Below are 12,478 nucleotides of genomic sequence, written 5' to 3'. Positions count from 1 at the left end.
TGCGGCTATTCCTTTATGTGCACGGGTTACGCCGCAGGTTGCAGGCCGAACATGGCCAGTTGCTGGGCGCTGCCCTTGTGCTGGATCAAGCGTGGGTCATCCAGCGGGAAGCTGCGGCCCAGTTCAGTTTCAAGAATAGTCTGCAACTTGTGATTATCGACCTTGCCGTCGGCGCCGATGGCTTCCTTGAGTTTTTCCGGGGCCACCTGTGCGGTCTCGCCGGGCGCGTAGTAAATCGCGCCAGTGGCGAAGTCGACCGCAAACGCGATCAGCCCGGGGATGATGTAGAACAGCAGACCCACGGCATCCAGCGCGGCGATGGCCGGGTCGATCTTGCCGTCAATCTGACCGCGACGGTCAGGGTAGAAAATCGACCCGCAAGCGGTGACCTGGGTCAGCAACGTCGCGACCAATACACCGCCAATCAAACGAAAGGGAACACGCATATGAAATCTCCTGAGTCATCTGGAAAACGAAGCGTAGCCGTTATGAATTAGGACCACGACGAACGCCAGGCAGTTCGCCGTTATACTCGGCCCTCTGTTTTGGAGCCAGCATGATTTCTTTGCCGATTGATGAAGTTTTACCCGCCCTGCGTGAAGCCTTGGCTACACGCCACGAAGCCGTGCTCGAAGCACCGCCCGGCGCCGGTAAAACCACCCGCGTGCCGCTGGCCTTGCTCAACGAACCCTGGTTGGCCGGGCAGACCATTCTGATGCTCGAACCGCGGCGCTTGGCCGCACGCGCGGCAGCGGAGCGGCTGGCCAGTGAGCTGGGCGAGAAGGTCGGCGAAACCGTCGGTTATCGCATTCGTCTCGACAGCAAAGTCGGCCCCAACACCCGCATTGAAGTGGTCACCGAAGGGATTCTGACCCGACGCTTGCAGGACGACCCGGCGCTCGAAGGCGTGGGCCTGCTGATCTTCGACGAATTCCACGAGCGCAGCCTCGACGCCGATCTGGCGCTGGCCTTGAGCCTGAATGGCCGCGAGCTGTTTCGTGACGATCAGCCGCTGAAAATCCTGTTGATGTCGGCAACCCTGGAAGGCGAACGCCTGGCCGGGTTGCTCGATGACGCGCCGATCCTGCGCAGCGAAGGCCGCATGTACCCGGTGGCGATGCGCTGGGGCCGGCCGTTCCAGCCCGGTGAATTCATCGAGCCGCGTCTGGTGCAAACCATTCTCGAAGCCTTGAATGATGAAACCGGCAGCGTGTTGGTGTTTCTGCCGGGGCAGGCGGAAATCCGTCGGGTGCATCAGCAACTCGCCGATGCACTGGGCGAGAGCACGCAAGTTTTGCTCTGCCCATTGCACGGTGAGCTGGATCTGGCCGCGCAACGCGCCGCGATCGATCCTGCCCCCACCGGCAAACGCAAAGTGGTGCTGGCGACCAACATCGCCGAGACCAGCCTGACCATCAACGGCGTGCGCGTGGTAATCGATGCCGGGTTGGCGCGGGTACCGCGTTTCGACCCGGGCAGCGGCATGGCCCGCCTCGATACTCAGCGTATTTCCAAAGCCAGCGCCACTCAGCGCGCGGGCCGGGCCGGGCGGTTGGAACCGGGCGTGTGTTATCGCTTGTGGTCGCAGGATCAGCACGAGCAACTGGCGGCCTACGCCAGTGCGGAAATCCTCTCGGCGGACCTTGCCGGATTAGCCTTGCAGCTCGGTCGTTGGGGCGTGACACCGGGGCAATTGGTGTGGCTCGACGTACCGCCCGCCGCCGCTTATGCACAGGCTCAGGACTTGCTTGAGCGCCTGGGCGCATTGGACGGCGAAGCGCTGACCCGCCACGGTCAGGCCATGGCCGAACTGCCGGCACATCCACGTATTGCGCATTTGCTGTTGCGCGGTCAGGCGCTCGGCTTGGCCAACATGGCCTGCGATCTCGCGGCCTTGCTCGGCGAGCGGGATATCTTGCGTGGCGCCGGGGCGGATCTGCACAGCCGATTGGTGCTGTTGTCCGGCGAAGAACGGGCCGCACGCGGCGCTCAGGGTGGCGTGCAACGTGCCCGGCAACTGGCGCGGCAGTATCGCGGTTACCTGCGGGGTAAAGCGTCGGAACCGGTCAGCGATCCAGATCATCCGCGTTGGCTCGGCGCGCTGTTGGCGTTGGCCTATCCCGACCGCGTTGCCCAGCAGCGTCGTGCCGGTGGTGCGGAGTATCGTCTGGCCAACGGCCGTGCGGCGTTGTTCGCCGAAGCCGACAGTTTGATGAAGCAGCCGTGGCTGGTGATCGCCGATCTCGGCAGTCGTCAGGGCCAGCGTGAAGAACGGATTTATCTGGCGGCGGATTTCGATCCGGCGCTGTTCGATTCGGTGCTGGCCGAGCAAGTGCGCGTGGTCGATCAACTGGATTGGGATGAGCGCGAAGGCGTGTTGCGCGCCGAGCGTCAGCGCAAGGTCGGTGAATTGATCCTCAGCCGTGAACCCCTGACCGGGCTCGATGAAACTGCCCGCAGTCAGGCATTGGTGAATCTGGTGCGGCGCAAAGGTCTGGAGCTGCTGCCGTGGACTCCGGAGCTGCGTCAATGGCAGGCGCGAGTGGCGTTGTTGCGGCAGCTGGACCTCAGCAGTAAAGAGCAGAGCGAATGGCCGGATGTCAGCGACGCCGCCTTGCTCAAAAGCCTCGAACATTGGCTGATGCCGTATCTGGGCAAAGTCTCGCGGCTCAGTCATTTCGCCAATCTGGACCTGTCGAGCATCGTCCATAACCTGTTGCCATGGCCGCTGCCACAACGGCTCGATGAGCTGGCGCCGCATCATTTAAGCGTGCCTTCGGGTTCATCGATTCGTCTGGACTACAGCGAACAGCCGCCGATTCTGGCGGTGCGATTGCAGGAGTTGTTCGGTCTGGCCGAAACCCCGCGGATTGCCGGTGGCCGGCAGGTGGTCAAACTGCATCTGCTGTCCCCGGCGCGACGGCCGGTGCAGGTGACCCAGGATCTGGCGAACTTCTGGCGCAGTACTTACGCCGAAGTGAAGAAAGATTTGAAGGGACGCTACCCGAAGCACTATTGGCCGGATGACCCGCTGGTCGCCGAAGCGACCGCTCGAATCAAACCCCGTAAATAATCCCTATGACCGAACACAAAACCTGTGGCGAGGGAGCTTGCTCCCGCTGGGGCGCGAAGCGGCCCCATAATCGGCCACCTAGGTGTGTCAGATACACCGCATGCAATTGTTTTGCGACTGCTGCGCAGTCGAGCGGGAGCAAGCTCCCTCGCCACAGGGGTTCACCAGGCTCATGTTCTGGTCCCGGCCTTCGCGGTGAGTTGTTCGCGGCAATAGTCGGCAAACAACTGCGCCGGTTTGGTCAACTGCCCGCGCTTCAACCATGCCGCCACCAGCCCTGAGCCGGTGATGTCTTCGACGATGTCCACGCACACCACTTTCTGGCCGTCATAGGTGCATTCCGAATGCGGCCGGGTGACCAGGATCGAGAAGCCGAAGCCTTGCCCGACCATGCCCCGGACCATCTCGATCGACGGTGAGCTGAAGGCAATGTTCGGTGTCAGCCCCAACTCTTCGAACAGGCTGACGAAGTAGGTCCGGCTCGGTTGCACGTCCAGCAAAATCATCGGCTCCAGGCACAGGTCACGCAGCGACACTTGCTTGAGCTGAGCAAAGCGGTGATCCGCCGGCAGCAGCGCATAAGGCCGTTGCGCCGGCATCAGGGGTTCGGTCTGGATGGTGGCGTCGAGGTCGTGTTCATACAGGATCGCCAGGTCGAAGGTGCCCGAGGTCAGGCCTTGCACCAGCTCTTGCTGTTCGCCGTCGCGGATACGGATTTTCACCCCCGGATACAGCGCCGAAAACCCGGCAATCAACTGCGGCAGGTATAGCGGCGCGACCGTTTCGAAGCAACCGATATCGATTTGCCCGGCCACCACGTCGTTGTCGGCGAGGGCGTTCTGTTCGAACTCCTTGGCCATGCGCAGCAGTTCCTGGGCCTTGCGGTAGAAGCGTGCGCCGCTGGGGGTCAAGGACACGCCCTGGGCGTGATGACGGATCAGCAGTTGCACGCCGAAGCTGTCCTCCAGGCCTTTGATCGCCGTGGAAATCGCCGGTTGGGCGATGTACAGCTTGCGCGACGCCTCGGCGACGCTGCCGCATTCGACGGTGGTGATGAAGTACTTCAATTGACGCAGGTTGTAGGCAGCCACGGCAAACCTCGGGGTGGATGATGTCGACATCCAGGCAATTTTCGCGCCGACTGCATCCGTTCTGACGACGGTGTTGTTGTGCCTGAACAATAACCACATACCGCGCCACCGGGGAGATCGGCTGCCCAGTTTTTTCATGGTCTGCGAAGACATTTTTACTATTTTTCCTCGACACAGGCCTGGGCCACCATCCAATTCACAAGAAAAGCCCATGGAGCATCTGAACGTGTTCGAGCTTACAGACTGGCAAAAAAAAGCTGCTGCGCAGCGGTTTCCCGATCAAGCCGTGATCGACGGCAAACCCCGTGCGGCGCAGTCGGGGCAGACCTTCGCTGCGGTCAACCCCGCCACCGGCCAGTGCCTGGCCAACGTGGTTGCGTGCGGCAAAGAAGATGTAGACGCCGCGGTGCGCAATGCGCGGCAGGTGTTCGAGGCCGGCACCTGGTCGGCGCGTTCGCCGAGTGAGCGCAAGCAGGTGCTGTTGCGCCTGGCCGATCTGATCATGACCCACCGCGAAGAACTGGCGCTGCTCGATTCGCTGAACATGGGCAAACCGGTGATGGACGCCTACAACATCGACGTGCCAGGCGCCGCCGGGGTGTTTCGCTGGTACGCCGAAAGCCTCGACAAACTCTACGACCAGATCGCCCCGAGCGCGCAGAACGTGCTGGCGACCATCACCCGCGAAGCACTGGGCGTGGTCGCTGCCGTGGTGCCCTGGAATTTCCCGCTGGACATGGCTGCATGGAAACTCGCCCCCGCGTTGGCGGCGGGTAATTCGGTGATCCTCAAACCCGCCGAGCAATCACCGTTTTCTTCCCTGCGTCTGTCCGAGCTGGCGCTGGAAGCCGGCCTGCCAGCCGGCGTGCTGAACGTGCTGCCGGGGCTCGGTGAACAGACCGGAAAAGCCCTCGGTCTGCACCCGGATGTCGATTGTCTGGTGTTCACCGGCTCCACCGAAGTCGGCAAATATTTCATGCAGTACTCGGCGCAATCGAACCTGAAGCAGGTGTGGCTGGAGTGTGGCGGCAAGAGCGCCAATCTGGTGTTTGCTGATTGTCAGGACCTCGACCTCGCTGCAGAGAAAGCGGCGTTCGGGATCTTCTTCAATCAGGGGGAAGTGTGCTCGGCCAACTCGCGGTTGTTGGTGGAGCGTTCGATTCATGATGAGTTCGTCGAGCGTCTCAAAGTGCAGGCCGAACGTTGGCAGCCGGGTGATCCATTGGACCCGTCGAGCCGCGCCGGGGCGATTGTCGACAGCCGCCAGACGTCACGCATCATGAAGTTCATCCAGCAGGCCGAACGCCAAGGAGCGACGAAACTCTGTGGCGGTCGACAGTCGATTTTCAACGGCTCCGACAACTTCATTCAGCCGACGATTTTTACCGGCGTGAGCCCGGACATGCCGCTGTTTCGCGATGAGGTGTTCGGGCCGGTGCTGGCGGTCACGGCGTTCGATGATGAGGCTCACGCCTTGCAACTGGCCAACGACAGCGTCTACGGTTTGGCCGCGTCGCTGTGGACCGACGACCTCAATCGCGCCCACCGCGTGGCGCGGCAATTGCGAGCCGGCACGGTGTCGGTCAACAGCGTCGATGCGCTGGATGTGACTGTGCCTTTCGGTGGCGGTAAACAATCCGGTTTCGGCCGCGACCTGTCGCTGCATTCATTCGATAAATACACCCAGTTGAAGACCACCTGGTTTCAGCTGCGCTCATAACAGCCGCTAATAAAAAAACGGAGAACTGGCGATGACCACACCACGTGAAACCCGCGACTACCAGGCCGCCGACGCTGCGCACCACATCCACGCATTCGTCGATCAAAAAGCGCTCAACGATGAAGGCCCCCGGGTGATGGTCCGTGGCGAGCGTCTGCACCTGTGGGACAACGATGGTCGGCGTTACCTCGACGGCATGTCCGGGCTGTGGTGCACCAACCTCGGTTACGGCCGCAAGGACCTGGCCGCCGCCGCGACCCGGCAACTGGAGCAGTTGCCGTACTACAACATGTTTTTCCACACCACCCACCCGCAGGTGATCGAGCTTTCGGAGCTGCTGTTCAGCCTGTTGCCGGGCCACTACAGCCACGCGATCTACACCAACTCCGGCTCCGAGGCCAACGAGGTGCTGATCCGCACCGTGCGTCGTTACTGGACGATTCTCGGCAAGCCCGAGAAGAAAATCATGATCGGTCGCTGGAACGGTTACCACGGCTCGACCCTGGCGGCGACGGCGCTCGGTGGCATGAAATTCATGCACGAAATGGGCGGCATGATTCCCGACATCGAACACATCGATGAGCCGTACTTTTTCGCCTACGAGGGCAACCTGACCCCGGCTGAATTTGGCCTGCGGGCGGCGCAGCAATTGGAAGCGAAGATTCTCGAGCTCGGCGCGGACAAGGTCGCCGGGTTTATCGCCGAACCGTTCCAGGGCGCTGGTGGGATGATCTTTCCACCCGAGAGTTACTGGCCGGAAATTCAGCGGATCTGCCGTAAGTACGATGTGCTGTTGTGCGCTGACGAAGTGATCGGCGGCTTCGGTCGCACCGGCGAATGGTTTGCCCACGAGTACTTCGGTTTCGAGCCGGACACGCTGTCGATCGCCAAGGGTTTGACCTCGGGTTACATCCCCATGGGCGGTCTGATTCTGTCGAAGAAAATGGCTCAGGTGCTGGTGGAGCAGGGCGGGGTGTTTGCCCACGGCTTGACCTACTCCGGGCACCCGGTGGCGGCCGCAGTGGCCATCGCCAACCTCACGGCATTGCGTGATGAAGGGGTGGTGGCACGGGTCAAGGATGACATCGGGCCGTACCTGCAACAGTGCTTGCGCGAGGTATTCGGCAATCACCCGTTGGTGGGCGATATTCAGGGTGTCGGCATGGTGGCGGCGCTGCAATTGGCTGAGGATAAAACCAGTCGCAAGCGCTTTGCCAATGAGAACGACATTGCCTGGCGTTGCCGCACGATTGGCTTTGAAGAGGGGGTGATTATTCGCTCGACATTGGGGCGGATGATCATGGCGCCGGCGTTGATTGCCAGTCGGGAAGAGGTTGATGAACTGGTTGGCAAAACCCTGAAAGCTGTTGATCGTACGGCGCAGGAATACGGTCGGCTTTAATCTTGTAGCGTTCTTGCGGGCCTCTTCGCGAGCAAGCCCGCTCCCACAGGGGATCTGTGTTGATCACAAATCCCCTGTGGGAGCGGGCTTGCTCGCGAAAGCTATGGTCGATTCACCACACTTCTGATGTTTTGCATCCACCCCGTGCACCCCCGCCAATCCCGCCCTTTTACGGCGCACGCTACCCAGTTTTTTCATCACTCCCAACGACATATTTCCTGATTTTCCTTCTCCCGGCCTTGGTCCAACATCGACCTCGCCAGTCAGCCAAACACTGTTCACCGAAAGGTCCATCAGAGACCTCAGGTAGCAGCATTTCTCCAAGGCCGCTGGCCGTACTGCCCATGACAAAACTAAATCAACAGCTTTGGGAGTGCTCCATGATCAAGTCCTTGCTGAACTGCATCACTCATCCACTGGCGGTCACCGCCATCGCCGCGACGGTCGCTACCAGCGCCCAGGCCGGCACCCTCTCTATCGGCCACACCACGTGGGTCGGTTACGGCACGCTCTACCTGGCTCAGGACCTGGGTTATTTCAAGGAAAACGGTTTGACCGTCGAATTGCCCGTCGTCGAAGAGGCCTCGATGTACATGGCCGCGCAAGCCTCGGGCGAGTTGTCGGGCTCGGCGTCGACCATCGACGAAGTGCTCAAGTACCGCCCGCAATTCTGCTTCAAGGCTGTAGCTGCACTGGATGACAGCCATGGTGGCGACGGTGTTCTGGTCGGCAAGGACGTCAAGAGTTTGCAGGAGTTGAAAGGCAAGGCCGTGGCGGTGAACGAAGGTTCGACCTCGCAGTTCTGGTTGTCTTATTTGCTGAAAAAGCACGGCATGAAAATGAGCGACATCACCGTGCAGAACATGACGGCTGACGACGCAGCCACCGCGTTCATCGCCGGTCGCGTGCCCGCCGCCGTGACCTGGGAACCGCACCTGTCGATGGTTCGCAGCAAGCAACAAGGCAAGGTGCTGATCGACAGCAGCAGTACGCCGGGAGTGATTGTCGACGTGGTCGCGCTCAACTGCACGGTTATCGAGAAGCAGCCGGAAGACGTCAAGGCGTTGGTGGCCGGTTTGTACAAAGCGGTGCAGTACACCAAGGACCATCCGCAAGAAGCTTACAAAATCATGGCCAAAGGCGTCGGCGGTTACCTCGCCGATCCGAAGGAACTGGCCGCTGCCGCGCAGGGCGTACGCTTCTACGATCAGGCCATGAGCGAAAAACTCCTGGGCTCGCCGGGCAATCCGGGCGACAGCGAACCGCTGATCAAACTGGCCAACGAGACCGCCAGTGAATTGCAGGGCAAACCCTACAACGTCAGCAATGACGACCTGATCGACAACCGCTTCGTCAGCCCGCTCTAGGAGGTTCGCATGTTCAAGCGCAATTCATGGCTGAGCCGCTGCATCACGCCCAAGACCGGCCTTCCGGTGTCGGTGATCTGGAGCGCGAGCGGTCTGGCCTGGGTGTTGTTGGTCGGCCTGTGGGCCGGGTTGTCTTATGGCGGCGTGGTGCCGGGCATGTTTCTGCCGACACCGGGCGCGGTGGTCGAGGCCGCTGTGCGCCTGGGCCGCGACGGCACGCTCGGTCTGCATGTGTGGGCCAGCCTCGAAGTGGTGGTGGTCGGCTTCATCGTGTCGTCGCTGGTGGCCGTGCCTCTGGGGTTGCTGATGGGCAGCTTCCGTATCGTTCAGGCGTTCCTTGAGCCGATGGTCAATTTCATCCGCTACCTGCCGGTCACTTCGTTCGTGCCGCTGTTCATTCTGTGGATCGGCATCGGTCTGGAGCAGCGGGTTTCGGTGATCATCTTCGGCGTGTTCTTCCAGCAACTGGTGATGATCGCGGACGTGTCCAAAGGCATCTCCAAGGACCTGATCAACGCGTCTTACACCTTGGGTTCGAACCGCCGCGATGCGGTGCTGCATGTGATCGCCCCGGCGTCGTTGCCGGGTGTGCTCGACACCTTGCGCGTGACCATGGGCTGGGCCTGGACTTACCTGGTGGTTGCCGAGCTGGTCGCGGCCTCCAGCGGCCTGGGCTACTTGAGCCTTAAAGCCATGCGCGGCTTTCAAGTGGATGTGATTTTCCTGGCAATCGCGATCATCGGCCTGCTGGGCCTGGTCACCGATCAACTGTTCCGTTTTCTCCGTCTGAGGATCGCCGCATGGGCTCAGTAAGCGCAGTCAACCCTCGTTTCGTCACGTCACAGGCCGCCCCGGTGCATGCCGCGCCACGGTTGCAAGTGGACAAGGTCAGTCTTCGCTATCAAAAGCCTGACGGTGGCGTGTTCACCGCGCTGGATCAGGTGTCGTTCGAAGTGCCGGATCAGCAATTCGCCGTGCTGGTGGGGCCTTCGGGCTGCGGCAAGTCGAGTCTGCTGTACCTCACGGCGGGTTTGAATGAGCCCACGGAAGGCGAGATCTACGTCGGTGGCCAGCAAGTTCAAGGGCCGGGTGCGGATCGCGGCATGGTGTTCCAGAGCTATACGCTGTTCCCGTGGCTGACGGTGAGGCAGAACGTCGAGTTCGGCCTCAAGCGTCGCGGTATGGCCGCCGCCCAGCGCAAGGAGATTGTCGACTACTACGTCAACGAAGTGGGCTTGACCGGGTTTGCCGACAACTATGCCAAGCAACTGTCCGGCGGCATGATGCAGCGTGTCGCCATTGCTCGGGCGCTGGCCAACGATCCGCAAATCTTGCTCATGGACGAGCCCTTCGGTGCACTCGACAGCCAGACGCGCCTGCAAATGCAGCAGCTGTTATTGCGGGTCTGGGGCAACAGCAAGAAGACCGTGTTGTTTGTGACCCACGATATCGACGAGGCGATTCTGCTGGGCGACCGGGTCTACGTGATGGGCGCCAGGCCTGGGCGGATCAAACAGATTCTGGACGTGCCGATCGAACGCCCACGGACGTTGGACATGGTCATGGAACGCTCGTTTATCGACATGAAGCGCAAGATCTTCGGGCTATTGCATGATGAGCTGGAGGAGGGGCATTGAGCCCGCACAATCCTTGTGGGAGCGGGCTTGCTCGCGAAAGCGGTGGGTCAGCCGACATCAATGTTGAATGATAAATCGCCTTCGCGAGCAAGCCCGCTCCCACAGGTTTTGCATTAAGCGGAGGTTAGGGCGCTGCCGGCAGGAGGAACCGCGCAATCACCGGCAAGTGATCGGAGATCCGCAAGGTATCGTCCTGTCTCACCATCGCCTCGACCCGTTTGATCCGCGGACTGTAGAACAGGTAGTCGACAGTCCGGTCCGGGCCGTTCAAGCCCGGATCATTCGGGTAATGGGTCAACCACTGCGCCCGGTCAATGCCGCTGGCTTCGTTGTTGGTCGGGATCATCGGGTATTTGTCCCACAGCACATGCAGCGCACTGTCGGCGGAGTAGGGCGTGCGTTGCTCGTCGGGCAGGCGTCGATATTGCCCCAGCGGCAACAGGTTGAAGTCCCCGCCGATCAACCACGGCGTGCCGCGGCTTTCGAACTTGTCGAGGACTTTGACCATGGCCGTCACCTGGGATTGCAGCGTTTCGTCGGGCTGGATGACGCGGTCCAGATGGGTGTTGAGCACCGCTATCTGACCGCCGTCGCTCAACGGCAGATACGTGACCAATAAGGCATTTTTCGGTTTGAACTGGCGGGTGATGAAATTGGCCGGCGCGACCGGTAATTGCAGGCGTTCGGCGTGTTCGATCTGGTAGCGGCTGAGGGTGGCCAACTGCCGGCCGACGCTGCCAAAGATGTGCGGTTCAGGCACGAAGTCGGCTTTCCAGTCGAAGGCGTGAGTGCTGCACGGATACAGGTCCGCGACTCGCTCCTGAAGCAGCTTGAACTGGTTTTGGTAATCGCTGGCCTTGGCGTCGTCATCGAGCTCCTGCAACAGCACGACGTCCGGTTGCTCGTCGCGGATCACCCGCGCCACTTCATCGAGGCTGAAAGCCATGTCTTCGGGCGTGGGTTTTTCGTCATTGCCAGCGGCCAGGTCATTCCAGAACACGTAGCGTTTTCCCGCCAGGTACTGGACGTTCCAGGTCATCACCTTCAGCGCCTGACCGGGCACCAGCGTCGGTGCCTGGGCGTTGCAACTGACCGGTAAGGCTTCCTTGGCTTCGGGGCGCCAGGTCAGGTTGTAGATCAGCAAGGCAATCAGGCCGGTCACGATCAACAGGCCCAGCAGGGTGTAGCGCAGTAGACGGGTCATGGCTCGGCTTATAGCGTTACAAAAGTTGACCCTGAGCATAACCGAGCGTCGGGTTTAATCCCAAGGGCGAAACGGAATGCCCGGCAATTAGCCGAAACACACACCTTTTGTAGCCGCGGCCTTGTGGTGAGGGGATAAATCCCCTCGCCACAGTCCTCCATGTCCCCGGTGCAAACAGGCAGTGCTACAAGGGGCGCGTTGTTCTTTAAAGAGGTCGATCAATCTTTTCCGGCACCTTGTCGATCAACATGAACAAGCGGAACAGCACCACGCTGACGAACAGTTGCAGGAAGCTGTGAGCGCTGTCGATCAGCAGGGAAATCACCGGGTTCTGCGGTTCGGGATAGACCGCCAGGGTCGCGCCCTTGAGCACCCACAACGGGCCCATTACACAGAGAATGCACACCAGGATGCGCAGGAAATGGCCGCGGGTCAGGCGCAGGCTTTCTTTCATTGCCGCCAGCGGTGCCATGCCGCGCAGCACCAGCAAATACTCGCCAAACGCGAGGGTCACCATTAGCCAGATGCCCGGCAGGAAATACAGCGACAGGCCGATCAGAATCAGCAGCGTATTGAGTGCCGTCAGCACGGCAAAACGCGGCCATAGGTAGGCGGACCTCGACAGCAGGTCACGGTTACGCGGCGATTCGCCACGGCTGCGGGCATCGAGAAACAGGATCAGCGCGGCGGTGTACAGCGGGTAAATCAACAAGCCGACCATCACGCTGATGCCGGGAAAACTGTCCGGCTCCGTGGAATGGTCGACCACTTGTTGCAAAAGCGCCTCCAGAATCACCAGCGGCAGGCACAGCCGCACGATCTGGCCCAGATTGCGCTTGAAGAAATACAGTGAGTCACGCAGTACATCGAACGAATTCATCAGTCGGTATCGCAGGTTGGAAGCAGTGGCCCACTTTAACCGATGAAGCGCTTTGGGGCGCAAACGTAAACGTTCGGTAAAGACCATTGAAACATCCTGTATCA

General features: G+C 60.7%; 10 protein-coding genes. 6 read left to right on the top strand and 4 right to left on the bottom strand.

The window, feature by feature from the left end; translation table 11 throughout:
• Window positions 1-26: 26 nt before the first annotated feature.
• Window positions 27-446: a hypothetical protein gene (locus KW848_RS17140; protein ID WP_008152885.1), complete on the bottom strand. Its 420-nt coding sequence runs from the start codon at window positions 444-446 to the stop codon at window positions 27-29.
• A 110-nt stretch (window positions 447-556) separates the two neighbouring features.
• Here KW848_RS17140 and hrpB point away from each other — a divergent pair, with 110 nt between their 5' ends.
• Window positions 557-3,073: an ATP-dependent helicase HrpB gene (gene hrpB / locus KW848_RS17135; RefSeq protein WP_218537547.1), complete on the top strand. Its 2,517-nt coding sequence runs from the start codon at window positions 557-559 to the stop codon at window positions 3,071-3,073.
• 170 nt (window positions 3,074-3,243) lie between these two features.
• On the opposite strand, the gene KW848_RS17130 is transcribed toward hrpB, so the two are convergent.
• A complete protein-coding gene (locus KW848_RS17130) occupies window positions 3,244-4,164 on the bottom strand; it encodes a LysR substrate-binding domain-containing protein (protein ID WP_218537612.1) in 921 nt (306 codons plus the stop codon).
• A gap of 226 nt (window positions 4,165-4,390) precedes the next feature.
• Here KW848_RS17130 and KW848_RS17125 point away from each other — a divergent pair, with 226 nt between their 5' ends.
• From KW848_RS17125 to KW848_RS17105, 5 genes are all read left to right on the top strand, one after another.
• Window positions 4,391-5,884, top strand: a complete 1,494-nt coding sequence (locus KW848_RS17125) for an aldehyde dehydrogenase (RefSeq protein WP_218537611.1) — start codon at window positions 4,391-4,393, stop codon at window positions 5,882-5,884.
• 31 nt (window positions 5,885-5,915) lie between these two features.
• Window positions 5,916-7,286, top strand: a complete 1,371-nt coding sequence (locus KW848_RS17120) for an aspartate aminotransferase family protein (RefSeq protein ID WP_218537546.1) — start codon at window positions 5,916-5,918, stop codon at window positions 7,284-7,286.
• Between the two features lie 380 nt (window positions 7,287-7,666).
• Window positions 7,667-8,653: an ABC transporter substrate-binding protein gene (locus KW848_RS17115; RefSeq protein WP_218537545.1), complete on the top strand. Its 987-nt coding sequence runs from the start codon at window positions 7,667-7,669 to the stop codon at window positions 8,651-8,653.
• 9 nt (window positions 8,654-8,662) lie between these two features.
• On the top strand, window positions 8,663-9,466 hold the full coding sequence (locus KW848_RS17110) for an ABC transporter permease (protein ID WP_218537544.1): 804 nt from the start codon (window positions 8,663-8,665) through the stop codon (window positions 9,464-9,466).
• Window positions 9,454-10,290, top strand: a complete 837-nt coding sequence (locus KW848_RS17105) for an ABC transporter ATP-binding protein (protein ID WP_218537543.1) — start codon at window positions 9,454-9,456, stop codon at window positions 10,288-10,290. Before KW848_RS17110 ends, KW848_RS17105 begins: the two co-directional genes overlap by 13 nt.
• A gap of 124 nt (window positions 10,291-10,414) precedes the next feature.
• Here KW848_RS17105 and KW848_RS17100 read toward each other — a convergent pair whose 3' ends face one another.
• The gene (locus tag KW848_RS17100) at window positions 10,415-11,494 is read right to left on the bottom strand and encodes an endonuclease/exonuclease/phosphatase family protein (RefSeq protein WP_218537542.1); all 1,080 of its coding nucleotides are present in this window, start codon (window positions 11,492-11,494) and stop codon (window positions 10,415-10,417) included.
• A 205-nt stretch (window positions 11,495-11,699) separates the two neighbouring features.
• Window positions 11,700-12,374, bottom strand: a complete 675-nt coding sequence (locus KW848_RS17095) for a YciC family protein (protein WP_192410832.1) — start codon at window positions 12,372-12,374, stop codon at window positions 11,700-11,702.
• Window positions 12,375-12,478 lie beyond the last annotated feature (104 nt).

Source organism: Pseudomonas sp. PDM25 (genome assembly GCF_019219045.1).
Classification (GTDB): domain Bacteria; phylum Pseudomonadota; class Gammaproteobacteria; order Pseudomonadales; family Pseudomonadaceae; genus Aquipseudomonas.
The sequence above is the reverse complement of the archived record's forward strand: the minus strand, read 5'-3'. Positions and strand labels throughout refer to the sequence as shown.